At 33.7% G+C, this 25,778-nt stretch carries 23 protein-coding genes and 1 pseudogene; 14 read left to right on the top strand and 10 right to left on the bottom strand.

Translation table 11 applies throughout. The features are described from left to right. Positions 1-76: 76 nt before the first annotated feature. The 5 genes from B9T31_RS17875 (at position 77) to B9T31_RS17250 (ending at position 3,398) form a co-directional block, all read left to right on the top strand. Positions 77-247 carry a hypothetical protein gene (locus B9T31_RS17875; protein WP_171264798.1) on the top strand — a complete coding sequence of 57 codons (171 nt, stop codon included), beginning with the start codon at positions 77-79 and terminating at the stop codon, positions 245-247. Positions 248-314: 67 nt separating this feature from the next. Further along, on the top strand, positions 315-1,268 hold the full coding sequence (locus B9T31_RS17265; RefSeq protein ID WP_086183163.1) for a hypothetical protein: 954 nt from the start codon (positions 315-317) through the stop codon (positions 1,266-1,268). Positions 1,269-1,501: 233 nt separating this feature from the next. After that, a complete protein-coding gene (locus B9T31_RS17260) occupies positions 1,502-1,813 on the top strand; it encodes a BrnT family toxin (protein WP_086183165.1) in 312 nt (103 codons plus the stop codon). Then, entirely contained in the window at positions 1,776-2,090 is a 315-nt protein-coding gene (locus B9T31_RS17255; protein WP_001044691.1) for a BrnA antitoxin family protein, read from the top strand. The genes B9T31_RS17260 and B9T31_RS17255 overlap by 38 nt, the downstream gene beginning before the upstream one ends. Positions 2,091-2,252: 162 nt before the next feature. Then, a complete protein-coding gene (locus B9T31_RS17250; RefSeq protein WP_086183162.1) occupies positions 2,253-3,398 on the top strand; it encodes a DUF1624 domain-containing protein in 1,146 nt (381 codons plus the stop codon). Positions 3,399-3,524: 126 nt separating this feature from the next. On the opposite strand, the gene B9T31_RS18145 is transcribed toward B9T31_RS17250, so the two are convergent. The 3 genes from B9T31_RS18145 to repM (B9T31_RS17240) form a co-directional block, all read right to left on the bottom strand. Continuing rightward, entirely contained in the window at positions 3,525-3,647 is a 123-nt protein-coding gene (locus B9T31_RS18145; protein ID WP_265733390.1) for a hypothetical protein, read from the bottom strand. A gap of 276 nt (positions 3,648-3,923) precedes the next feature. Next, positions 3,924-5,071, bottom strand: a protein-coding gene (locus B9T31_RS17245) for an IS3 family transposase (protein WP_139840946.1) whose coding sequence is annotated in 2 segments (ribosomal slippage) — positions 3,924-4,825 and positions 4,825-5,071 — 1,149 coding nt in all. Because the reading frame shifts where the segments join, the coding sequence is not laid out codon by codon here. A 168-nt stretch (positions 5,072-5,239) separates the two neighbouring features. Then, entirely contained in the window at positions 5,240-6,163 is a 924-nt protein-coding gene (gene repM, locus B9T31_RS17240) for a replication initiation protein RepM (RefSeq protein ID WP_086183161.1), read from the bottom strand. A gap of 753 nt (positions 6,164-6,916) precedes the next feature. On the opposite strand from repM (B9T31_RS17240), the gene B9T31_RS17235 reads away from it, so the two are divergent. Together B9T31_RS17235 and B9T31_RS17230 are read left to right on the top strand one after the other, a co-directional pair. Continuing rightward, positions 6,917-8,227: a dicarboxylate/amino acid:cation symporter gene (locus tag B9T31_RS17235; protein WP_086183160.1), complete on the top strand. Its 1,311-nt coding sequence runs from the start codon at positions 6,917-6,919 to the stop codon at positions 8,225-8,227. Between the two features lie 94 nt (positions 8,228-8,321). Beyond that, positions 8,322-8,465: pseudogene (locus B9T31_RS17230) on the top strand (IS256 family transposase); the annotation flags it as partial. An 877-nt stretch (positions 8,466-9,342) separates the two neighbouring features. Here the strand turns inward: B9T31_RS17230 and B9T31_RS17220 are convergent. The 3 genes from B9T31_RS17220 to repM (B9T31_RS17210) form a co-directional block, all read right to left on the bottom strand. Beyond that, on the bottom strand, positions 9,343-9,786 hold the full coding sequence (locus B9T31_RS17220) for an N-acetyltransferase (RefSeq protein ID WP_086183158.1): 444 nt from the start codon (positions 9,784-9,786) through the stop codon (positions 9,343-9,345). 192 nt (positions 9,787-9,978) lie between these two features. Beyond that, positions 9,979-10,488, bottom strand: coding sequence for a plasmid replication DNA-binding protein (locus tag B9T31_RS17215; protein ID WP_086183157.1), 510 nt, complete (start codon positions 10,486-10,488; stop codon positions 9,979-9,981). A gap of 78 nt (positions 10,489-10,566) precedes the next feature. Beyond that, positions 10,567-11,496, bottom strand: a complete 930-nt coding sequence (gene repM / locus B9T31_RS17210) for a replication initiation protein RepM (RefSeq protein ID WP_086183156.1) — start codon at positions 11,494-11,496, stop codon at positions 10,567-10,569. A 1,537-nt stretch (positions 11,497-13,033) separates the two neighbouring features. Here repM (B9T31_RS17210) and B9T31_RS17200 point away from each other — a divergent pair. From B9T31_RS17200 to B9T31_RS17190, 3 genes are all read left to right on the top strand, one after another. Further along, entirely contained in the window at positions 13,034-14,755 is a 1,722-nt protein-coding gene (locus tag B9T31_RS17200) for a type IV secretory system conjugative DNA transfer family protein (protein ID WP_086183155.1), read from the top strand. Between the two features lie 3 nt (positions 14,756-14,758). After that, positions 14,759-15,508, top strand: coding sequence for a MobC family replication-relaxation protein (mobC, locus tag B9T31_RS17195; RefSeq protein ID WP_086183154.1), 750 nt, complete (start codon positions 14,759-14,761; stop codon positions 15,506-15,508). Between the two features lie 64 nt (positions 15,509-15,572). Then, on the top strand, positions 15,573-15,809 hold the full coding sequence (locus B9T31_RS17190; protein WP_086183153.1) for a hypothetical protein: 237 nt from the start codon (positions 15,573-15,575) through the stop codon (positions 15,807-15,809). Positions 15,810-15,895: 86 nt separating this feature from the next. On the opposite strand, the gene B9T31_RS17185 is transcribed toward B9T31_RS17190, so the two are convergent. Continuing rightward, positions 15,896-16,360, bottom strand: a complete 465-nt coding sequence (locus B9T31_RS17185) for a hypothetical protein (RefSeq protein ID WP_086183152.1) — start codon at positions 16,358-16,360, stop codon at positions 15,896-15,898. A 296-nt stretch (positions 16,361-16,656) separates the two neighbouring features. On the opposite strand from B9T31_RS17185, the gene dcm reads away from it, so the two are divergent. After that, complete coding sequence (gene dcm, locus B9T31_RS17180; protein WP_228146084.1) at positions 16,657-17,931, top strand: DNA (cytosine-5-)-methyltransferase; 1,275 nt, start codon at positions 16,657-16,659, stop codon at positions 17,929-17,931. Between the two features lie 44 nt (positions 17,932-17,975). On the opposite strand, the gene B9T31_RS17175 is transcribed toward dcm, so the two are convergent. After that, positions 17,976-18,770 (bottom strand): LlaMI family restriction endonuclease, encoded by a 795-nt coding sequence (locus tag B9T31_RS17175; protein ID WP_086183151.1) that lies wholly within the window; start codon positions 18,768-18,770, stop codon positions 17,976-17,978. A gap of 152 nt (positions 18,771-18,922) precedes the next feature. Between B9T31_RS17175 and B9T31_RS17170 the strand changes: the two genes are divergently transcribed. The 3 genes from B9T31_RS17170 (at position 18,923) to B9T31_RS17160 (ending at position 23,599) form a co-directional block, all read left to right on the top strand. Beyond that, entirely contained in the window at positions 18,923-21,934 is a 3,012-nt protein-coding gene (locus B9T31_RS17170; RefSeq protein ID WP_086183150.1) for a TrlF family AAA-like ATPase, read from the top strand. A 676-nt stretch (positions 21,935-22,610) separates the two neighbouring features. Continuing rightward, entirely contained in the window at positions 22,611-23,201 is a 591-nt protein-coding gene (locus tag B9T31_RS17165; protein ID WP_086183149.1) for a TIGR00730 family Rossman fold protein, read from the top strand. Next, entirely contained in the window at positions 23,198-23,599 is a 402-nt protein-coding gene (locus B9T31_RS17160) for an NUDIX hydrolase (protein ID WP_086183148.1), read from the top strand. The genes B9T31_RS17165 and B9T31_RS17160 overlap by 4 nt, the downstream gene beginning before the upstream one ends. A gap of 189 nt (positions 23,600-23,788) precedes the next feature. Here the strand turns inward: B9T31_RS17160 and B9T31_RS17155 are convergent, their stop codons facing one another. Next, positions 23,789-24,355 carry a plasmid replication DNA-binding protein gene (locus tag B9T31_RS17155; protein ID WP_086183147.1) on the bottom strand — a complete coding sequence of 189 codons (567 nt, stop codon included), beginning with the start codon at positions 24,353-24,355 and terminating at the stop codon, positions 23,789-23,791. A 76-nt stretch (positions 24,356-24,431) separates the two neighbouring features. Continuing rightward, positions 24,432-25,319: a replication initiation protein RepM gene (gene repM, locus B9T31_RS17150; RefSeq protein ID WP_086183146.1), complete on the bottom strand. Its 888-nt coding sequence runs from the start codon at positions 25,317-25,319 to the stop codon at positions 24,432-24,434. Positions 25,320-25,778 lie beyond the last annotated feature (459 nt).

Below are 25,778 nucleotides of genomic sequence, written 5' to 3'. Positions count from 1 at the left end.
ATCAAGAAGACATTCGAGGAATGCAAGCAAAGGGAAACACATATGCCCAACATCACTACTTTGAGGGGAAAAAGCCATGAGCAATATTATTCAACTCTCTAAACCATGTGCTTTCTGTGATTCAAGGGAAAACGTACAGCTTTTTGCCGGGCTGATGCTTTGTGGTAATTGTCAGGAAAACATTAGGATTACCAATCTTGGCATGTTTGAGGCCAATGATCAGATTGAACAAAAAGCCCAGGATTAACCTGGGCTACGTATAAGGTGTATTATGTTAATTTTAGATAAATTGAATAGTAAAAAAGGGATATTCTGTGCCTTTAAATATTGTTATAAAAAAGAATTTAGAAAAAGACATTAATGAAATTTTCAAACAATATCTGATTGATGAAAATCTTCATTACCTTGATGATGACTTATGTTTTTTTCAATATATGAACTTCATCGAACGAAGTATTCACCCTAAACCACGTAAAGTTCTAGAAGCATCAACTTTTTATGTTCCAGAAAAACTTAAAAAAAGTTATGAAATTCTTAAAACAAAAATAACTGAAGGATTAGATATTAATATCTATTTAAGCAATCGTATTTTTGATACAAACTATGTTGATGATTTATTCAACTTTGAAGATCTAGTTCATTTTCATCTAGGCTCAGAACTAGAAATTTATGAAAAAAATCAAAAGTCTGTCATAAAAAGAAGTAAAGAATTAGCCATAGCATTAGTTAAAGATGATTGTATTATTTTTTTGGCTATTAAAAATCACGAAGATGAAGATATTTGGAATAATAGCGGCTACCTAGATACTTTATCCGAAGAATTCCCCAACCAAATAGCTTATAGGGAATTGAAGGAATTAAGCAGTGATCGTTTAACTGATGAAGAAATTGAAAATGCGCGTAAGTTAGGAATTAATTATACTTATCAGTCATCATCTAATAAGTGTTATTCAACGATACCTGTTTTGCTAGGAACAAAAGCAAAGGGCTTTAAAAAAAGCTTAAAGAGTTCAATCAGTAGAGTTCGAGCAAAACACAGCAATCAAAAAATAAGGTTAATTTATACTTTGAATCATCATGTTGAAGATATAAAAAACGAAATTGTTGAGAAGCAGAATCCAGGTATTTACGAAATAAAATTACTCAAAATATTGAAAATGGATCAGTTCTTATTTCAAATTAAGTTAATTTTTAATGGAAATTCTGAAACAGAGATTATTCTAAAAGATGATTCTATGAGTATTTCTTTTAGAGGGAATTCCAGATAATTTCCCTCCATTTAACATAATGGGGGTTATGCGAAGCTTCATCAAACTTTAACATTGAAATCATATGCTTAAAGAAAAAACCAATCGAGCTAATTTTGAAAATCGCCAACTTGGAAACAAGTTGGTTTCTTTTTATCCAAAAATGAATGTTCTTGCCAATAGAAAATGGAACAACTTTGCAAAATTTACAATTTTGTATTAACATTTTTATATTAACAAAAAGCGATGCAACTATGGAAATTGAGTTTTCATGGGATGAGCATAAAGCAGAAACAAACCTCAAAAAACATGGTGTAGCTTTTGAAGATGCAACCTTGGTTTTTTATGATGCTCATGCCGTCTTCAAACAGGATCGCTTTGAAAATGGTGAATATCGTTGGCAAGCGATAGGTCTCGTACACGGGCAGACAGTTTTATTAGTGGCTCATACTGTACAAGATCATAATGGGATTGATCATATCCGTATTATTTCAGCACGACAGGCAGAGAAAAAAGAGAGGAAACAGTATGAACAAAACCGTTACGTACAAAGTAGATTTGAATAAACCTCCTGTCTTATCTGAAGAACAAAAGGCAAGACTTGAGGCATTAGATAAACGCCCAGACAGTGAAATAGACTTTTCAGATATTCCTGAACTTGATGAAAGTTTTTGGAAAAATGCAGTGCAGAATCCTTTTTACAAGCCGACTAAACAAGTAACTACAGTTCGCATCGATGCAGATGTCATGCAATGGCTAAAAGCCCAAGGCAAAGGCTATCAGACACGAATGAACAAAATTCTGCGTGATGCCATGCTGAATGAACTAAAGAATCATCCATAAAAAATGGGAGCTATAGGCTCCCATTTTTGACTTCGCATAATCTGCATTATGTTAATTTTAGGAAAACTACACGTTAGCCAAACTAAGCATCATGATTAATTTTAGATACCATGTGAAATAATATAACATTACATTACATTTATTTTTGATTTATTACTTATCATGACTCGTACGTTTGATCGATTACAAGCAATAGACGCTTTAAGAGGTTTGGTAATTCTAATTATGATGTTAGATCATGTTAGAGAAACATTCTATCTACACCATCAAGTCACAGATCCAATGCTTATAGCTGATACTGAAGGATTTCTTTTTTTTAGCAGGACCTTAGCTCACTTATGTGCACCTGTTTTTGTTGTTTTAACTGGATTGTCCGCGTATTTATATCAGAGTAAATATAATAGCTTAACAATGACAAGGGAATTTTTACTTAAACGAGGACTATTCCTTATATTTCTTGAATTAGTGATTATTAATTTTGCTTGGACTGGTAAATTTCCACCAGATGTTATTTATTTACAAGTGATCTGGGCTATTGGAATAAGTATGGTAGCTTTATCATTATTGATAAATATGTCTCGAAAATGGCTTTGGACAATTAGTTTGATTATTATCTTCGGGCATAATTTATTAGAGCAAGTTTCATTTTCAAATATTCCTTTGCTTCAGAATTTTTGGTTTGTTTTATATGAGAGAGGTTGGATTGAGCTTGGTGAAGTTCGTCTAAGAACATCTTATCCCGTCTTACCTTGGATTGGCATTATCACACTAGGGTATTGTATTGGTGGTTATATATTTGATGCTAGCAAAGGCATTCATCATCGCAATATGACTTTACTTACTACTGGTATACTAAGTGTTGGTCTATTTTTTATTTTAAGACTAATAAATCTATATGGTGATCAGGAATGGTCTTTACAACAGAATCTTCTTGAAACAGCGATGAGTTTTTTCAACCTAACTAAATATCCTCCATCATTACTATTTACACTTTTTAATGTAGGAGTTGGATTTATTCTTCTAGCATTATTAAATAAAGTTGAAGATAAGAAATGGGTTAAGCCTTTAATAGTTTTTGGCTCAGTACCTATGTTTTTCTATATTGTACATTTATTTTTACTTAAAGCATTATATGCAATTTCTGTAATGATCTGGGGAGAAAATCAGGGGGAATATTTTGGATTAAATACCGTACTGAGTTTATGGTTTATAACAATTATTTTAAGTATCTTGCTTTATCCATTAATGCTTAAATTTTCGAATTTCAAGCATAAAAACAAGCAAATAAAATTGCTTAAATATTTATAAGTGAACTTGTAAACTGCTGTCTAACATAATAGCTTTTATACAAAATAAAAAAGAAAGCCTTGACTCTAATCTAGGCTTTCTTTTTTAAAATTTAATAGCAATCAATGTAATAAAATCTTTATTAGGTTAATCTTGGTTTTTTTGTTCAATCTGTTCATTGGAAGCAAACATGCCAGAATTCGTGATCCGAATATTATCCTGACAGCTTTCACAAAGCATCAGGCCTGCAAATTTCTGAACATTTTCCATTGATTCACATAAGCTACATGGCCTAGGAAAAAAAACTGATTCCCTTAAATATTACGTCAATTTCTTATTAATGCGACAGAACCTAATTAAACATGAATAATCATCCAAAAAAACCTTGACGATAGACAAGGGCTTTTCAAAACTAATTATGATACAAACTTAAAGGAAAGTACTAATTTGTTTTTCAACAATTATAATGTATAAAGCTATCACTTAAAATTTAGCTTCTAATGTCAAGGTTACACGACGTGGCTCGCCTGAATAGCCACCAAAATTCTAGACACACATAACCATCTTTTGATGGGCTTTTTCATAATCTAACGGAGAACGTTGTCCATTGGAACCATGCCTTCGTTTTGAGTTATAAAACATTTCAATATATTCAAAGATATCTGACCTAGCCTCAGTTCTAGATGCATATATTTTCTTCTTAATTCTTTCTCGCTTTAACAACTGAAAGAAGCTCTCAGCAACGGCATTATCATGACAGTTGCCTCGTCTGCTCATACTGCTTTCAAGATTATGATGCTTCAGAAAAGTCTGCCATTCATGACTAGTGTATTGGCTGCCTTGGTCTGAATGGATCAGAACTTTATTCTTTGGGTTTCTACGCCACAAAGCCATTAATAACGCATCCAAAACTAGATCAGTTGTAATTCTGGATTTCATTGACCAACCAACAACGAGACGTGAAAACAAGTCAATCACAACTGCAAGATACAACCATCCCTCATGAGTACGAATATAGGTAATATCAGTGACCCATAATTGATTCGGCTGCGTTGGATTAAATTGGCGATCTAAAGTGTTTGCGGAAACGATAGCTGGCGCACCAGCATGCGTTCTAGGTTTACGGTAACCGCGCTGTGATTTAAGACCATTTGCCTTCATTAACCGATGTACGCGATTAATCCCGCAACTTTCACCAATATCTTTCAAATCACAGTGGATCTTGCGATAGCCGTAGACTCCACCAGATTCTAGCCAAAACTGTTTAATCAACCCTGAAAGCTGTTGCCTTTTCTTCACAGCTTTGCTGGTGGATTGCTTTAACCATGCGTAATAACCACTGTGATGAACATCTAGAGTTGAACATAAACGACGAATAGACCATATATTCTTATTGTCCTGAATAAAGGTGTACCTCATTTGGACTGGCTTGCGAAGTACACCGCGGCCTTTTTTAATATGTCTCTTTCTTCAGTGACCCTTTGCAATTCTTTTTTTAGTTTCGCTAATTCTGCATTTGAATCAGTAAATTCTATTGTCTTGGGTTGCTGTGGATCATAGCGTTTAATCCAAGCATACAGACTATGTGTGGTAGTTCCTAAACGTACAGCAACTTCAGCCACACTATGACCTTTCTCAGTGACTTGCTTCACTGCTTCAATTTTGAACTCTTCAGGGTATCGTTTATTACTCATAAGCACCTCGTTAATTAGCCATTTTATCTAACTAAAAGGTGTCTACAAAATCGGTGGCTATTCAAGTTCAAGAACTGTAAGGGTTTTTATCCTGTAAACCTCTGCCTAAATTTGTAAAAACTTATTGCCTATTAGACTGTCTAATAGACAAATGATCAAGATTAATTTTTAGGCAGAATGGAAGCCAACTTTTTGAAGATAAGGGAATAACTCTTCAAATTTTTCCGCATCTTTTAGCATCTCAGAGATGCGAATAGCAAACTGGGCATAGCTTTCTGTACCTTGAGAGTAGCCTCCCATTTCAGGTAGTTCGGCAAGTTTATTGGCAAACAAATGACGTTGAGGATCTGTCATTTTTGAGAATAAATCAGATGGATTCTTTGTATGAATCACTTTTGCAGATGCACTTCTTTTCTGTTTAAAAGTAAAAGAGAATCCTGAGATTACTCGTCCCTTTTTGTGTTGCTCATACTTAACATTAATATCTGAAAACTCATTAATCTGATCAAGAGCTATTTCCAAAACTCGTCTTTTAAAGGCTTCCATACGAGTATATTCATTGATGCCAATTCCTAACTGGTCACGGAATTTATTTAATTCATATTGTGGAGTTTTTCCTACGGACTTCCATTGCATAAGTAGCTCATATAAACGAACAGCGTACACACTCTTGAAATCAGCAGTTTTCTGTAAGTGATAGCTTGTGAAGTATTGTTCAAAACCATCTATTTTTGTAACGTGCTCAATCACTACACGTGTCAAAGTTACAAGAATATGACCTTGTCCCTTTTTATAGTTTGCATCTTGGATCCAACGACTTTTTGTCGTACTTCCATCATCATTAGTAATGGTGAATTGTCTTTTGAATAAGGAATCCTCTGCTTCTATTAGGGCTAAATAAGCTGCATCAGTAGATACATTAAAAGCTTGAGCATATCTAAGAGCATTCAATTCTAGAGGTATGTCAGTTGAAAGCCCTTGGCCAGTTTCCCTAGCATCGACAATTGCCAACTGCAAGAGACGGGTTTCACTAAGAGATAGCGCCTGTAGAGCTTGTACAAGCTTATTTGATTTTACGACTAAGTCAGCCATGATTTTATTTAGCAACAATTTATTATTGTTGTCATAACAACATATCAAACAATGGTTGTCAATTTAAAAAAAACATTTTAAAGCAACATGAATACATATGTTGTCATATACCGAGGAAACGTTGCTATATGACCGAGGAAACGTTGCTTTATAACATCTGAAACCCCTTTGTATAAAGGGTTTCAGATGTTATAAAAACATTTAAAAACTTTAAAATATATTAAAAACCTTTTCCTTTAAAATTGCCCTATGTTTTCGCTACGCTCAAACTTTATTGAACTTCGCTTTCGCTCAGTTCTTGGGGCAATTTTTAGTTCATCTCTTTGTGAATTTTAAAAAAACAAAAGCAAGATCTCTTTGGGGTTCTTTTGGCTCTGTATGCTCTCGTACAGGGATTCGTTTATTCTCGGGATTACGTCTTAATTTAATTGCTGCAATTTACAACATAGAGTTGGTTGAAAAATGATTTATGCAAGAGATCTAATATTTACGGTCTTGTTGGAATGAAATTAATCAAAAAACTCTACTAACTGATCATATTTGAAAAAGTTATGCATTATTTGCATAAATTAGTTAACTTTTGCATTTTTATTTTTCTGTAAAAAAAGTGAAACTTATCCAAACTAAGGATTGGGTTCTTATTTTTATGGATTTAAAAATAGTACCAAAATATTTAGCCAAAAAGGATTGTCATCTTCGTTCTGATCATATTTTCATTACGCTGATGTATAGACATAAAAAAGGGATAGTTGTATGAATCAAAAAATATTGCTCAAGTATATTCTTATTGCAATTATTTCAGGCATATTAGTTGGCTGGGTATGCCATAGCACCTTAAACATAATGCAAGCTACTGATATTGCATCTTACTTTAAAATTGTCACAGATGTTTTTTTAAGATTAATCAAAATGATCATTGCACCATTAGTTTTTGCAACGATTGTTTCAGGCCTAATATCAATGGGTAAATCATCATCTTTAGGATCAATTACTTTTAAAGCTATGGGATGGTTTATTTGTGCATCCTTAATATCACTTATGTTGGGCATGGGATTAGCAAATATTTTTCAGCCTGGTGCGGGCATGAATTTGAGTATTCCGAAAGAAGTAGTCGATATTGGTGTAAGTACATCAAGTTTAAGTTTACAAACCTTTATTACTCATATTTTTCCTCGTAGTTTTGCCGAAGCGATGGCAAATAATGAAATTCTACAGATTCTAGTTTTCTCAATTTTCTTTGGTTCAGCATTAGCATATGTTCAGCATCAAAGTGGAAATACTATAATTGGTCGGATTATTAATGAATTATGCAAAGTAATGTTCCGTATTACTGATTATGTTATGGCCTTTGCACCGATTGCTGTATTTGCTGCTATTGTATCTGCAATTGCTATTCAAGGTCCTAAACTTATTATTGATTACGGTATATTCATTGCTGAATTTTATATTGGCTTATTAATTCTTTGGTCGATTCTAATCTTCTTTGGTTATATTTTCCTAAAGAAAGATATTTTTAGATTACTAAAAGTAGTACGTGAACCAACCATATTAGCATTTGCAACAGCAAGTAGTGAGTCTGCATACCCAAAAACTATGGAAGCTTTGAATAAGTTTGGTGTTCCAAAACGTATTACAAGTTTTGTTCTTCCATTAGGTTATTCATTTAATCTTGATGGTTCTATGATGTATGTGGCTTTTGCCGTACTTTTTATTGCCCAAGCATATAATATAGACTTAAGCTTTACACAGCAGTTACTGATTTTATTCACACTCATGATTACTAGTAAAGGTATTGCCGGTGTATCAAGAGCATCGATTGTTGTAATCGCATCGACACTTGCAATGTTTAAACTCCCTGAAGCAGGCATTTTATTAATCTTAGCAATTGACCAATTTTTAGATATGGGGCGTACAGCAACCAATGTAATAGGTAATAGTATAGCAACAGCAGTTGTTGCTCGAAGTGAAGGTAATAAATATGAAGATATTATCGAACAAAAAGAGATTATTCATCTTGCTGATCCAATATTACCAGCAAGTCAGGGGATAGATAAGAGTCTGTAAATGATTTTGTGTAAGTTACGGGACTGTTCTAAATTTTGTGTAAGTACTTAATTTTTATTTATCCTGAAAAGGATAATTACAAAAGGTACTTCACATGGATAAAGCAACAATCAAAAGTATGGCTGCTGAATTGGCTAAGGGTCTAAAAACACCAGAAGACTTAAACCAAATGACAGCCATATTTAAAAAGTTAATGATTGAAACTGCACTCAATACAGAGCTTTCAGATCATCTTGGTGAATAGCCACCGCTTTCGTAAACAATTTTTAGTTAGTTAAAGTGGATATTTAACATAAAAACTCTTATGCGAAGTTTGCAAACCGTTGTGAAGATCTGTATCAATATTATTCATAGGCGTGTAAAAATGAGTTTTATTGAACAAATAGAAGAGTCTCCAGCTAAATTGGTAGCAACAGCTTTGACAGTAAATTTGATGATTTTATCTTGGATCTTGGACCGCTTTTTCGACACAAACTTAATTACATTTGGTCTCAATCACCCCGAGGGTGATATTTTGATATTCACAATAATAGTACTCCTTATTCTTACTTATATAATTGCTGGTAAATCTGGATTATTAATGAAGTTTTTTTCATTTTTTGACTAATTATAATGATGCTTATTTTTTACAGCCGTATTTATGAAAAATAAAAAAGCCCGACATCCTGTCGGGCTTTTTTAGATTGGGTTGCTCGTCTTGCTGATCTCGTGCTGCCCATTCCTTGCGCTACTTTCTTATTCTTGTTTTTCTGGAAACATCCTGTTCCCTATATAGCCATCATAGGATTAATGCCTTGAATTACCAATCCGCAAAATCCTTAAATCTATGTAAGTTTTAGCTTACAAAGTTGGCCTATTTTTATCCCAAGAGTTGTCCGCAGAAATTGGAGATTGTTTAGGCTACGTATGGCTTGATAATGCACACTAAAGCTTTATTTTGATTAAAAAATAATCAAAAATATTGGCAAGAAGTATCAAAACCGTTCATAAAAAAGCCGACTTGTTTCCAAGTCGGCTTTTTAGGGTTTGCGTCCCATTTTTTATAGCATAACTTTTTGAAATAAAAGACTATTTTTAAATGCGTTTCGTATAAGCTCTATCATGTTAAATGGATTTCAAATATCTCTATCCCATCGCATTAAAAACTCTTCTGAATTAGTTGCTTCATCTACGGTTTCTTCTATCACTTTAAAACCAACAGACTTGTAAAATCTGACACTGCTTGTATTTTGTTGATATACGTTTAACTCTAAGCTTCTTCTCATCCCTTTAGCATAATTAATGAGTAATTTACCTATTCCTTTACCTTGTTGTTCCGGTGATACAAAAATTGCAGCTATCGTATTTTCAACTAAAGCAATAAATCCATAAATATTACTTGTATTTTCTACAAGGTAAACTTCTGACATCGGAAGATAAGTATTTTGCATTTGTATTTTATTATTTTCCCAATATGTTTCTGGAATAAAATCATGGGCTTTAACTGACGCATTAAACCAGATATCTGTTAATTCACTAAAATCATGAATATTTGCCCGTCTAATTTCTGTTGAACTCATACTATTTAACTCTTAAATTCCGCTAAAATTAACATAATACACCTTATACGAAATGCTATTTTTTATTCCTTATAATTCATAGCTTTATCGTATAACAGAAAGCCCAATTCTTCCCGATTGGGCTTTTTTAATGATTTTTCATGTTCCACGATTATTTAGTGAACAATGTTCCACGACTTTGTGTAGTTTAGATTAACCATTCGGCAAGAAAAAGCGACTGATAAAGCCTCTTTTCTTCGGCTCTGGTTCTCCATGCTCTGGAATAGGAATCCGTTTGTTTGCCGTTTGGATCTCAGTCTGAACCTCAGCTTCTTCTTTTGGAGCTTCAACTGTCTCTTGAGGTGTTGCAACTGGCGTCGGATCTTCTACCTTTAGAGGTTTTGGGGCTTCTAGCAGGCGTTGCATCGTCTCAATTTGATTTTGATAAAAAGACTCACGGTCTTTGGCATCATCAAGCTGATTTTTTAGCATATCTATCTGCTGTCTAAGTAGTAAAACTTCTGCCGAATTTGGACTGTCTACTTTTACAGGTTCTTTTACAGTCTGTTTTTTTACAGGTTCTCCAAAGACTCGGATAGCTTCGGCTAGGTCGATCTTATTATCAGAATTTTTACTTAAAATTCCTTTCTTTATGTTGTTGTAAATCGTTTGTCTGTTAATGTTGTACAGCTTGGAAAGTTCAAGAACTGTAAGGGTTTTCATCCTGTAAACCTATGCCTAAACTTGTAAAAACTAGTTGTCTATTAGACTGTCTAATAGACAAATGATCAAGCTTAATTTTTAGGCAGTTTGGAAGCCAACTTTTTCAAGATAGGGAAATAATTCTTCAAATTTTTGGGCATCTTCTAGCATTTCTGTAATGCGTATAGCGAATTGTTCAAAGCTTTCTGTGCCTTGAGAGTAGCTATTCATTTCAGGGAGTCTAGAAAGCTTATTTGCAAACAGATGACGTTGAGGATCGGTCATTTTCGAGAAGAAACTAGATGGACTCTTTGTATTAATTACTTTCGCAGACGCATCTTTTTTCTGTTTAAAAATGAAAGAGAATCCTGAGATAGAACGTCCTTTTTTATGTTGTTCATATTTAGCTGTTATGTCGGTGAATTCATTTATTTGACTAAGTGCAAAATCTAAAACGTATGTTTTGAAATTACTCATAGTTTTGTATTGGTGAGCTTCAACTCCTAGTTGTTGTCTAAACAGAGCTAGATCGAAAATAGGTGTTTTTCCTGCGGATCGCCATTGAATTAATAATTCATAAAGCCGAATAGCATAAGAGCTAGTCAATCGTGAAACTTGCTCTAGCTCATATTTAGTAAAGTTTTCTTCTAGCCTTGTAATAAGAGGAACAATATCTTGAGTGAACCTTAAAAAAACAATACCTGATTGAGCCTCATAGCCAATTTTATCAACCCAACGACAATGGAAGCTACGATCTTTACCAGTCTTTGGATTGACATCATGATATGTGACATATCGATCAAATAAGCTTTTTGAGGCATCTCTAAGCACCGTATAGGCAGTATGCTTCTCAACATTGAAAGTATTGATATAGCTACTTGCATGCACTTCCAATAAGCTATTTTCTGTTATTCCATGACCTGTTTGTCTTGCTTCAGCAATAGCTAAAAGAATTAAACGCTGTTCAACAGTGTCTAGCGTGTAGCTTGCTTGAATTAAAGCATTGTCCTTTACGATTAATTCGCTCATTTCTAATAATAAATTTTTAATTAAACTAGGTTGTACAATAAACTATCTAAATGTTGGTGTCTATACAAATTATTGAGGTCGATAAACCTAGCTTTAAGGTCGATAAACCTAGTTTAATGGGTCGATAAACCTAGTTTAATGGGTCGATAAACCTAGTTTAATGGGTCGATAAACCTAGTTTAATAGGCTCTGTAAGTATTGCCATTAAAGGATTAGAGACCTCTTAAAAGCATTTAAAAGTATTAAAAATAATTAAAAGCATACATCATGAAAAATTGCCCTTGGTTTTCGCTTCGCTCAAACTCTATTGAACTTCGCTTTCGCTCAGTTCGTGGGGCAATTTTTAAGTTAATACCTGGTATAAGTCATCAAGAAAAAAAGAAACTCTGAATTCGCTTCGCTCATCAATTTTTTTATACTCGCTTCGCTCGATCTAGATGCAAATAGATTTAACTAATCACACTATTTTTGAGAGTTTTAATACTTAAAAACATGTTTTTCAGAGGGTCTAGGCGCGACTCTTCATTGTGACAGCTCGTAGACACTCGCTTAAAAACGTTATTTTTCATTCAAATATATAAGAATAATGAAGCTTTTCACTGGCATAACTCATGTGCCGGTGAATGGTGCCAGTAAGCAGTGCCGGTAAATTAATAATACCTACGATAATTCACGGTAACGCAACCGCTACGCTACCCTCTGAAACCTTTGCTATCGCTAGGTTTCAGCCCGAAAGGGTTCGGGATGGGTTTGCTAAAACGCTAGGGCGTTTTTACCTTCTTCCGAGGTCCCCGTCGTTGCGCTACCGCGCACGACAACCCCCTTACTGAAAAGTATTGAGCTTCATTTGCTACGCAATGAACTCAACGAACTTTTTTAACCGTAAGAGGGTTGTCGTGCACTTCGTTACGACGGGGATGGGCTAGCCCCCCACTTCAAGGTCAGGCGTTGGGACGCCTTAAAAAATGGGTACGCTTCGCTTCCATTTTTTCCCTTTCGTGGCTCCCCCCTTGTCCTCTCCGCTGGGGCTTCGAGGATGCTTCACTGTCGTTCAGCCCCCCTTCGGGGCAACCGCGTATCAATATGCATTATGCATTTGGTAGAAATTGTCAGTCTTTATATTTTTTCTTGAAAAGCAACAGATCTGTCATTGCTGCTGATTGAATAGATATTTTGCTAAAAAATTATCATTGGATTATTTAAAATAATCATATAAAAAAAACTAGATAGAAGTATGTCTTTGAAAAATAAATGAAATCTTCATAATTATTATATATTTTTAATTATTATTATATTTGTTTTATTATTAATATTATTAATTAATAATATTAATATTTAATAATAATTGTTTTATTTAGTTTATATATATTTATTATTGGTGATAATAAATAAAATAATATAAAATTAATGATTTTATACTAAATATGTGATTTTTAATAATATTTTAAATAAATACAAATCCTTTTTAATTAAGTAATATTCTGCCTTTATTTTAATTCTTTTTGATTGGTATATTTTTGTTTTTTATTGAAGTGTCATGAAAGCATTTATAGTTTTTTTGATTTTAGTTTTTTCTTATTTTTTCATTCCAGATATTTCTAGATTATTAAGTGGGTTTTTTGAATATAGGTATGCACATGTAATTTATTTAATCACTGGAATATTGATATTTATTTCATTTAATTTTGGTCAATCAGCAAGCTCAATTTCTAAACTCTTAGAAAGGTTGGTTTCTTACTTAACAATATTGTTGTTAATCACTTTTTTTGTATTGTGGGCAAATGCTTATTATTGGAGAAAAGTTACTGGTTTTGAGCTTATTATTTTCTTGGGATTCAGTAGTTTAGGTTTTTTTATTTGTATTTTAATAGATCGTATTTTTACTCCTTCAATTGAGAAAGTAAAAGCAACGGTCACACAAAAATCTGGAACTCAGCGAGATGCGAGATCCGATATCAGAACGATTGGGGAGAGCTTTACCGAGATATTGGAATATGACCCTGTACCGTATTTTAAAAAAGATGGGTGGTTTTTTGGTTTAGGGACTGATGGTTTACCCATTATGCATAAGGGGGAAAATCTTCCACATCTACAAATTACTGGCGCATCTGGTTTTGGCAAAAGTGTTGAGTTGGCATCGTTAGGATATCAGGCCATTTTAAAAGGAGAAACGTTGATTCATTTTGATCCTAAACAAGGTGGTGATGAGTGGACTGCACATGTACTGAGGCAAGCGGCTCAAAATATGGGAGTACCTTTTTATTTCATAAATCTTTGTTCACCTGTGCCTCAAATCAATATTCTTCAAGACGCGACCATTGCCCAAAAGGTCAATCTTTTGGTTAGGCTTTTGAACTTGGAAAAGAATGATAGTAATGCAGACTATTTCCGGACGAAGAGTCGGAAAATGGCAAGATTTATTGCAAAGAATTATGAAGAAAACATGACCTTAAGAGAGCTGAGTTGCTTATATGGTCAGTACATCCAAGATCAAGAAGCTGATGGCTTTGCTGATGATTTAGAAGAACTTGCAGAAGTTGATGCGATTAACGCAAAGCAAGGCCTGTCTTTAAAAGAGGTCATTGAAAAAGGTCATGTGGTTTACATCGCGGGAGATTGGGAAGATCCCAAAAACGTGATGGCACAAAGAATGATATTGGCTCGATTTATTCAGATCGTGAGTGAGCGAGACAATACTGAAACGCCTACACAAGTTTGTATTTGTTTAGATGAGCTTTCTTTCCAAAACTCAAAAATATTCGGGGATGCTATTAAGATTATTCGAGATAAAGGTTTGCATTTTGTTTTGGCTCATCAAAGTCTTTCAGATTTAAGAGATGTACCGCAAAACATGGATGCAAAAGCTTTTGAAGGTGCTGTTTTAACGAATTGTCCTCTGAAATTTACATATCGTGCTGTAGATACGGAAACAGCTCAATATTTTTCAGATTTGTCTGGGAAAATTTTAATTGATGATGAAGCTCGAAACATTGAAACAACAATCAGTCTGAGTAATCGCGTGGTAGGTGAAAAGCAGATTCGTCAGGCAGAACGAAACTTTATTGATTTCAATATGATGTTGTCTCTGCCTAAAAATACCGGTGTGCTTTTTGGGAATGGGCTTGCCAAGGTTGCGACTGTTTATCCTGTTGTGGTTGAAAAGCATGCGGATACTAAGATGGTGATGCACTTTGAAGAGGATGATACTCCTAAAAAATTAGATTCTGGTTCAACGCTTATTTTTCCTGAGTTGAGTTGATTCATGTCTAATTTAATTGCATCAAGAGTTGAACAAAGAGAAATAAGGGCAGCTAAAGAACATACGATTCTTTCATTTTTATTAGATGAGGGGTACAGCACCTCTAAGATACTGGCTTTAGTTCTAAATATGACACCGAATGGCATGCAAAGAATACTTCGTGCTATGGAAGTTAAACAGTTAATTAAAGCTCATCAAGTGGCATTACCGTTAAGCGAACGGAAGTTCTCAATTTGGGGCTTAACACCAACGGGTGCATCTTTGGTCATACCAAAAAATGAGCTGTTACGGTTTTTTGAGATAGGTCGTGTGAAACCCGTCACGATGGAGCACAGTTTGGCTTTACAGCATGTTAAGGCGATAGCACTTAGGTCAGGGTGGCTTGGATGGGAAAGTAGTTCTAGGCTGCTTAAGAAAGCAAATGAGAGCCGTTCTACATGGGTGCAAGTTCCAGATGCCGTTGCTCGTTCTCCCAAAGGTCGAAAAGTCGCTATTGAGTTTGAGCGTACTGTCAAAACGCCAAAGCGTTATGTCGAAATTTTGGCGAACTATGCCGAAATGATCTCAAAAGGGGTCATTGATGAGGTGATTTATGTTTGTCCTGAGAAGTTAGCCCCTCGATTAGAAAGACTTTTTCACCGAATTGAAAAAATTATTTTTAAGGGAAAGGTCATCCCAACACCTACCGGTTTATTAGAGCGTTTTTATTTCATTCCATATGAAGAATGGGATATTAAAGCCAATGATTTTTAATTGTTTTTATTAGGTAAAAATCTTACTCACAACTAGTGAAGAACGTGTAATTTTGGAGAATGTAATGGTTGAAATAGAGATTGATAAAACTGAAATAGGTTCCCTTTTAAACTTAGCAGGTAATTTCCTTCTAAGTCTTTCATATGATGAATATAAGGAACTTATTCTAGTACCCGTTAGACAGTCGAAAGAAGAAATCTACTATATGCAATACAAAGGCCTCAAATGTACGATTTCATCCGAGACAGCACAAAAACTTATAGATATCGGTGTTCCTGTATCGGATGTCCTTCCTTATTAATATATTTAACATAAAAACCCCAAGTAATAGCTTGGGGTTTTTATGTTAAATAAGTGATCAAAGGGCCCATGAAAGTGAGCCCTTTTTTATTCATGAGATTTACTTATTTCTTCTAAAATTTTATTTTTTACCCAATCAGAGAAATTTTTTTGATTTTCTACAAAGTGTAAAATATCGGCCTCACTTTCCCGATTAAAACTTATACTTTTAACTTTTCTACTCTGCTTTTCATATTTTGCACTTATTGCAATTTTTCGCCAATTTGTTTGATCGACAATGTCATAAGCAGCAGCGAAGAGATTATTTTCATCCTTATTATCAATACAAACTTCAATATTTTCTGCATTGAGAATACGAATTTCATCCATTTCTATTTTTTTATTGGTAGATGAGGTAAATCCGAAAAATATGGTCATGCCACGTTTTGACGTTATTTCTATATTGCCAAACGACTCATCAGTATTCGTATAAGATTGATCTAATAAGATTTCACAGCTGCTAACTCGCCAGCCCGTTTCTCGTTGCAGTTGTGACGCTAACATTGGAATCATATACAATCAGTTTTTAAAAATGATGGGAATACGATAGTTTAAATTTAAAATTTTGCAAGTTTAATCGATAGATTTTATAGAATTTAAATTTAAACTTTAATTAAATTATTGATTTTATATATTTTTTAATAATTTACAACATGGTTTCGCATAAGAAATTTATAACAAGTATTAAGAATTGATATTGAATATATTCCATTCAGTTGATATATAAATGCGACGGCTCATGTCGCAAGGTGGTTGCATATCTTTATAATTCTGATATCCTGGCAAAAAACAGGATAAGTATTTGAGTTATGAACGCACCCGAAAAATTTTTACCCCTCGAAGCCACTCTTATACGTGAAAAAAGAATTCGTATGGGATTAACTCAATTGGAGTTAGCTTGCCTATTAGAGTTAAAAGAAAACGGGGAAAGAACGATACGTGGTTGGGAGCTTGGGGAACATAAACCGTCGAAATCCAAGCTTGCTAAAATCTTAGAACTTCATGAAGAAGCGCCTTTTAGAAATGAAAATAAGAATCCTAAATTTCGTTTTATAGATCTATTTGCAGGCATTGGCGGCATCCGTTTACCATTTCAGCAGTTAGGCGGAGAATGTGTATTTAGCTCTGAATGGGATAAGTTTGCTCAAAGAACTTATGCTGCAAACTATGGTGAAGTCCCTTCAGGAGATATTACTCAGATTGTCGCATCAGATATTCCTGATCATGACATTTTAATGGGGGGATTTCCTTGCCAATCTTTTTCTCAAGCGGGGCTAAAAAAGGGATTTGAAGATACTCGAGGAACGATGTTTTTCGAGATACAGCGTATTCTAGGAGAAAAACGCCCTAAAGTTTTCTTACTTGAAAATGTTAAGCAGCTGAGAGGTCATGATAAGGGACGAACCTTACAAACGATCTTAAATATTTTAACTGGAGAAAGTGATTTACCTTTAGATGATGTACCGATGTCAGCCGATGCGAGAGAAGCTCTTGGTAAAAAGCTCAACTATTGGGTGGATTATAAAGTTTTAAGAGCCGCTGATTTTGGTATTCCTCAGAATCGTGAGCGTATATTTATTGTTGGTTTCGATAGAGATTATTTTGGGGAAAATATTGATTTCAATAAAATCTTTAAATGGCCAGAGCCAACAAATCAACCGACAAAAGTTGGAGACATTTTAGAGTCTCAAGAAATTTTAGATACCTTAGAAGATAAATATACAATTTCAGATAAATTATGGGCGGGTCATCTTCGTCGTAAAGCTGAACATGGGATAAAAGGTAATGGCTTTGGATACTCGTTATTCAATAGAGAAAGCTCATATACCAATACAATTAGTGCTCGTTATTACAAAGATGGCTCTGAGGTTCTGATCGATCAGTCTCACCTAAGTAAAAACCCACGTAAATTAACGCCAAGAGAGTGTGCACGTTTACAAGGTTTTCCTGATGATTTTATTGTAGATGCTGTTTCTCAAGGCCAAATTTATAAGCAGTTTGGAAATTCGGTTTGCGTTAAAGTCATTCAAGCGGTTGCTAAGCAAATAGTGACGGTTTTAGACCAATTAGAAACAGAGAAGTAAAAATAAGGAAAAGTTAGGGCCTATATATAGGCCCTAACTAAAGTTTATATTTGAGGATATTCTCTCAAAATTAAAGAATTCCAATAGTTATTTGAAGCTCGCCATTGAGCATAGGGTCTAGCATTACCAAAATACATTCCAGAATCATAAAAAACGATTCCTTGTTTAACTAAGTAGATCCAATCTTCAAACGTTATCGGGTTACCAAAACAAATTTTTTCATAAACGCCTAAGGCATTTGTTTTACAGGTAAACCACCCTTTTTGATTGAATTTATCATTCACTTTTTTAGCTAATTTAGCAGCATCCCATTTAGCAATCGCAATCGGCGCATTTCTATAGAATTCAGGGACAATAGCTGTTTTATTTGGTCTGAGGTCTCTTTGGTAATCATATACAATTTCAATATCATTGTTTTGATTGACTAAAAGGATACAGCCAAAGTCATTCCATTGATCAATTTTAGGAATTGGTTTACCAGACCAAGAAAGCCTATTCTCCTTTTCTACGTTTGGTTGGCCCCAGACTGTAAGAAAATGGGTATCTCGTCTATCAACTGCTCTTATTCCTTTTTCTCTAGGAATAATTTCTTTGTCATTAAAGATGAAATAACTAGGACTCCAATCGCCAAATGTTGTTTTTGAAGTGGTTTGATTTTTCATCTCAAATCCTAACAAATCTGGTGCATTGGAGGCATTGTGTGTAATACCCATTTGTCTTTCTAACCAATGGCCTTTATTACCATCATGTTTAGAATTCATCCCAGATACATCAGCTTTTTTTCCATAAACATTCTGCATAAATGTTTTAACGATTTGTTGCTCTTGTGGGGAAGCCATTTTTTTCTCCGCAAAAATAAATGGCTTAGTCTATGATGTGTAAGGACAGAGTTAAATAAAATATTGAATAATATATAAATATTTTATTTTTAATATAATAAGCTCAAAGTTGAAGTCACTTGAATTTTAATATTTATAAGGAGAAAAGTAATATGTTTAAAAAAGGCTCGGAGTGGAGACAGTGGGATTTACATATTCATACACCTGCATCTTATGAATGGAGAGGTGCAAAGTTTAATGGAGAAAAGCAACATGATGATAGACTTGTTGATGAAATGATAAAACACTTAAATGAGGCCGAACCTGAAGTATTTGCTTTGATGGATTACTTTACTTTTGATGGTTGGTTTAAGCTTAAAAAGCGTTTGAGTGAGCCTGATGCACCTAAACTACAAAAAAAGGTATTTCCTGGTATAGAGTTAAGGATTTGTGCACCTAAAATTAGATTAAATGTACATGCTATTTTTTCAGATGAAGTAAGGGATCAAGACTTAAAAGATTTTTTAGCAGAGCAAGAAATTGAGGAAAATAGTAAAAAATTATCACAAGATAATCTGATTCACTTTATTAGAAATACGGGGGAGGATTTTTTATTAAAAAACCAAATAGATTTGAAAAGACTAGAAAGTGATGATGGATATGCTTTAGAAAAAGCTTGTGGATTCGCCACTCTGAAAAGAGAGAATTATATTTCTTCAATTGGAAAGTTTGATGATTGTATCGCTTTTATGCCATGGGATACCTACAATGGATTAAAAGAAATTGACATTCTTCAGAATTATACATTTGTAATGAGTATATTTAAAAAATCAACAATAATGGAATCTAGGAACCAAGATTATAGAAATCTTTTTCTAATGAAAGAGACAGAAAGCAATAAAAGATTTATTGAAGTATTTAAAAAATCTTTAGATTATACTCCTAGGCTAGTTGTAGCGGGGAGTGATGCACATCGTTTTACAGACTATGGTATTTTCCCATCTGAAAAAAAAACGTGGATTAAAGCTGATCCAACATTTAAAGGTTTAAAACAAGCAATAAAAGAACCAGAAAATCGTTCATATATTGGTGTAATGCCAGAAAAAATGAATAGTAAATTGGGTAAAGGAAGTTATTTTATTGATAAAATTTCTATCAATAAAAAAGAAGATGCCAAACTTTCAGCTCATTGGCTAAATCAAACAAATTTAGATTTGAATCATGATCTTGTGGCAATCATTGGAAAGAAGGGCAGTGGAAAAAGTGCTTTAGCTGATGTTATTTCTCTTTTAGGAAATTCGAAATCTGGGGGCGCTCACTTTTCTTTTTTGAAAGATGGTCGTTTCAAGGGGAAAAATGGATTTGCAAAAGATTTTGAAGCAACACTTACATGGCTTAATCAAAATGAGTCTACAAAAAATTTGAATGACCCTATTGATAATAGTAGCATTGAAAAAATTAGATATATCCCACAAGAATATTTTGAAAAACTTTGTAATGCAAATGGTGATAAAACTGAGTTTCAAAGTGAGCTTAATAAAGTAATTTTCTCCTATTTAGATACAGAGGAAAAAGAAAATTCAATTAATTTAGATGAGTTAATTCAAAAAAAAGAAGAAGTCTTAAAAAGAAAATTAGAGCAACTTTATCTACAACTTAATGAAATTAACAATTCAATTTCAACATTAGAATCTAAATCTCAAATAACAATAAAGAAAATACTAGAAAGTAAAAAACAAGCTAAAGAACAAGAAATATTAGACCACTTCAAGAGTAAGCCTATTGAAATAGAAAAGCCGAATGAAGTACTTACGCCCGAACAAAAAAAATTTAGTGATGATGTTTCAAAAAAAGAATTAGAAAAATCTGAGCTTATTTTGTTGAATAAATCTGAGAATTCAAATAAAGAGCAGTTTTCCTCCAAAATAAATAAATTAGATTCTTTGAAAGCGCAAAGCCAAAAAATGCTTTTTGATGTTGAAGAGTTCAAAAAAATTATTCAGGCAGATATGAGTAGCTTAGATTTAAGAGTTGAAGATTTCATTAAATTTGATATAGATTTAGCCTTATTAAATACTAAAAGAGAGTCATATGAGAAATTAAAAGGTACTTGTTCTAAGCAAATAGAATTGAATGCATCTCAAATTATAACTTTAGATGCAGAACTTAATGAACTAAAAGGAAAACTGACAAAACCTAATCAAGAATATCAAAAGTATTTAGAACTACTTGAAAAATGGAATGCTAAAAACACTAGTTTAATTGGTAGCGAGACTGACTTTGAATCGCAGTTGGGAATACAAGCACAATTAACAGAATTAGAAGTGATACCTCAATATCTTTTAGATAAAAAAATTGAGCGTAAAAAAAATGTAGAAGATATATATGATATTTTTGAAAAGCAAAAGACAATAAGAGAAAATTTATATATTCCAGTTCAGGCTGCTATTGAAAATAATAGCTTTATAAACGAAAAAAATAAGTTTGAATTTCTTTCACGATTAGAGTTCTCTTTTGAGCATTTTCAGCAAAAATTTTCGAGCTTGATCAAACAGCAACGCTCTGATTTTACACCTGATAATATTCAAGATACGCTAATTCAGTTATCAAAGGATGATAACTTAGAGACTAAAGAAGGAGTAATTAACTTTATTTTGCTACTAACTGAAAAACTTGTAGAAGTGAATGGGGAGGTAGGAATTAATGAAATGGTTCGTAAAAATGTAACCCCAACAGAAGTTTATAATTTTTTATTCCGTCTAGAGTTTATCAAGCCTAGTTATTCTCTTCGTTTTCAAGAAACTGACGTAGAACAATTATCACCTGGTCAAAGAGGTGCACTATTACTAATATTTTATTTATTGGTTGATAAGGAAAAAACTCCAATTGTTTTAGATCAACCTGAAGAAAACTTAGATAATGATACTGTAGTTAATTCTTTGGTTCCTATTATTACGGAGGCAAAAAAAACTAGACAAATTATTATGGTTACACATAATCCAAATCTTGCAGTAGTCTGTGATGCTGAGCAAATTATATATGCAGATTTTGATAGATCTAATAACCTTACTATTGAGTATAAGTCTGGATCAATCGAAAGTTCAGAAATAAATCAATATACTGTTAATATTCTTGAAGGGACATTATTAGCATTTAACAACAGGAAAAATAAGTATTTTTCTTAAAATTAAATGGATAATAATACTCTCATTTAGATTAGGTCTATAAAAGAATCTTTAAAAATTTTATAGACTTAACATAATGGGACATTATCTGAAATGCCTTAGATAAAAAAAACCCCGGCATCCTGCCAGGGTTTTTTATTGGAACTTTAGGTCTGTGCTGTCTTAGTGCTTGTCGTATCTGGCCCCATCCTGGTGCTCATTCTTTGTAATTCTAAGGAACATCCTGTTCCTGACCAATTAATCATATGAAAATTCACCTATCTTGGACAGCCGCAAAGGGCCGAGATTGATGTGAGCAAAAGCGTACAAAATAGCCTAAATTTTATCCACAGCGATTGGGGATAGTTTGAGATTCAGAAAGCTGATGAAATGGGCACTTCTTCCTTAATTGATCATTTGTTAATCAATTTTCTTGGCAAAATGTTACAGATTCGCCTAAAAACTCACCAACTTATTACAAAAGCGGATTTTTGTGCATTTTGTGGTCAGGGTTGAAATTTTAAGTGATTGATATTTATATTAATATACAAGTGTATTGCGTATAAGCACCATTATGTTAAATAGGGGGGTAACGTCTTATTAAGTGAAGATCTTTATTTGTCTGGTCGTTTGTTTTTTACGCACTAATTGTATTTAAGAGAAGTTAGAATATTACCCCTATATATAGGGGTATGTAATGAAATCTATCGCAATATTTTGTGGTTCATCTGTGGGGAACAGTTCTATATTTAAAAAACAGGCAGAAGTATTAGGTGAATCTATTGCTAAACGGGGAATAAAACTTGTATACGGTGGTGGAAGAGCCGGCCTAATGGGAGTTATCGCTGATAGTGCTTTGAAAGCTGGAGGAACTGTTATAGGCATTATTCCTCAAAATCTTGTTGATGCAGAATTAGCACATCCATTATTAACAGAGCTTCATGTAGTTAAAAATATGCATGAACGTAAAACCAAAATGTCGGAATTAGCGGATGCATTCATCGCACTACCTGGTGGAGTAGGAACGTTAGAAGAAATTTTTGAGCAATTAACATGGGGGCAGTTAGGTATTCATCAGAAACCTTGTGCTTTTTTAAATGTTGATGGGTTCTATGATGAATTATTGGATTTTTTAATAAAAACAACCCAGAGTGGATTTACCCATAGTCGTTTTACAGATGTATTGATCTCATCAGATGTAATCGATGAGGTACTAGATACTTTATCTTGTTACAAAGCTCCTGAACCAAAATGGAATAAAAGTGAAAAAGGGATGGAGCGGGTATGAATAATAAAGTTATTACAATTGCTGCCGCTGTAATTCTAAATGAACATAATCAGACACTATTAGTTCGTAAAAAAGGTACAGACTTCTTTATGCATGTAGGGGGAAAGCTAGAGTTAAATGAATCACCTGAAACAGCATTATCCCGAGAAATATTTGAAGAAATAGGATGTGAAATAGAAATATTTTCTTATATTGGAAAATATGAAACATTAGCTGCTAATGAGTTAAATCATTCATTAGTTAGTTATCTCTACCAAGTGAAATTAAAAAATGAGCCTAAGGTTCAAGCTGAACTTGCGGAAATGAGATGGATTGATCTAAATAATTCAGAATTACAATTAGCTCCTTTAACTAGAGATGTTTCTATTCCTTGGTGTAAAAACTTATTAGGAGTTTAAGTTTTCCTAAAATTAGCATAATACACCTTATACGAAATACTGTATAATTATCTATAGAAATCAATGCTGTAGTTTCTAGTTTATAGCCCGAACATCCCTGTTCGGGTTTTTTTATGATTTTTCACGTTCCACGTCCATTCTTTGATCAATGTTTCACAACTTTGATTAGTACGCGCCTAAACAAGCCTCTTAGCCATTCGGCAAGAAAAACCGGCTTAACCACCCTCTTTTCTCCAGCTCCGGTTCAATCGGCTCCGGCACTGGAATACGCTTATTTTCCGTCTGCTCCGGAGTAGTCAATCCGTCATGTTTAGCTTCTGCTGTGTCCGGTTCTGGAGCTGTTTTGACCATGCTTGGTTGCAGCGGTTCTTGATCGGTAAACGTAGTCATATTGGTTTTTGGGGCTTCTAATAGACGTTGCATTGCTTCAATTTGTTCGTCCTTAACATGTAACTGATCATTCTTAGCTTTTAATTCATCTCGTTGAAATTTCTCACGGTCATGAGCCTGTTCTAGCTGTTTTTGAAGCATGTGAACCTGTTGTTCAAGTAGGTGAACTTCTGACAACTTTCGTGTTTCGGTTGTCTGTGAACTGTTCACATGTTTAGATGGTTCACCAAAGACCCGAATAGCTTCAGAAAGATCAATTTTACCATCGCTATTCTTACTTAAATTACCTTTATTTATTTGTTTATAAACGGCTTGACGAGTCATTCCATAGAGGTTTGAAAGCTCAATAACAGATAGTGATTTCATGTTGTAATTTAGGTTGTCTATTATGTGAACTAAGATACATTAAGAAACAGTCAACCGCTACATACACAATCAAACCTCACCCTTTAAAACCTAAATTCCTAAGATGAGGAATAAATTGCTTTTGTTGTATTGGATCTCTAAGCATTTCTTTTATTCTTGATGCCAGTACATCATAGCTTTCTCCTTGAGCTGCTAAATGAGATAGCTCATGTAAGCGAGAAAGCTGATTGCCAAACATATTGATTTGAGCGTCTGTTAGTTTATAAACCTTATCTTGTTCGTTCTGTTGATTAATGCTTTTTGATTTTTCTTTAAATGAAAAAAGAATATGGGTAACTTTACGACCAGTTTTTTTCTGCTCATAGGAAACGCTTAATGGGCTGCATTCATTTATTTGGTCTACAGCAGTATCAATTACCCGTTTTTTGAAATCTGCAAATAGAGGGTATTTTTTGCCAAGCTCCAACATGCTTCGTAAGCTCTCAACAGAGATTTCACGCTTACCTATTTGTCTGTATTGCACCAATAACTCATAAATACGAATACCATATCCACTATTGATCCCAGCAATATCTGATAGAGCATACTTAGTAAATTCTCTACTTAAATTAGATATGAAGGGCAAGATAGGTTTTGAAAAACGAATACCAATGATACTTTGACTATCCAAAAACTGGATCTCTTGTACCCACCTCATTTTTATAGATTTATCATCAATACTAAGATTAATAGATCTTTCATAAAGTCTATTAATTCCTTCTTTTAAGTCTCTGTATGCGGTTTTTTCATGTACTCCTAATAACTGTAGTTCATTAACGCTTACAGGGTATAACTCATCATCAGTAATAGGCTGGCTCTTCGGAATACGTGAAATAGCTGCTAAGACGATACGCTGTTCTACAGCACTTAATTGATAGGAAGCTTCTATAACTTGATTTGATTTAACAATTTGATTCTTATCCAAAATAAAACCATTGATTTTCTTTTATATATGACAACTATATACTTGTCATATTTGGTAGTCAATCCGTCATAGTTAAGTAGTCAATCCGTCATAGTTAGTAGTCAATCCGTCATAGTTAGTAGTCAATCCGTCATAGTTAAACTTTGAAAGGCTTGCTCCATAAGGGATACAACTCAATGAAAAGATTTAAAAGATATAAAAATAATTAAAAAGACGTTTGAAAAAATTGCCCTTGGTTTTCGCTACGCTCAAACTCTATTGAATCTCGCTTTCGCTCGATTCGTGGGGCAATTTTTTAGCCCTTTCAGTTTTGACTTTGAGAAAAAGCAAATGCAAGAGCAAAAACAACTCGGAATTCGCTTCGCTCATAAAGCTTTTTTTCTCGCTACGCTCGATCTAGGCTCAATTTTCTGCATGTGATTTACGCTTATTTAGGCTTCACAGCCTAAAAAGCTGTTT

The sequence above is a fragment of the Acinetobacter sp. ANC 4558 genome (assembly GCF_002135375.1).
In the GTDB taxonomy this organism is placed as follows: domain Bacteria; phylum Pseudomonadota; class Gammaproteobacteria; order Pseudomonadales; family Moraxellaceae; genus Acinetobacter.
Note: the sequence above shows the minus strand (reverse complement) of the source record. Positions and strands in the feature narration are given on the sequence as shown.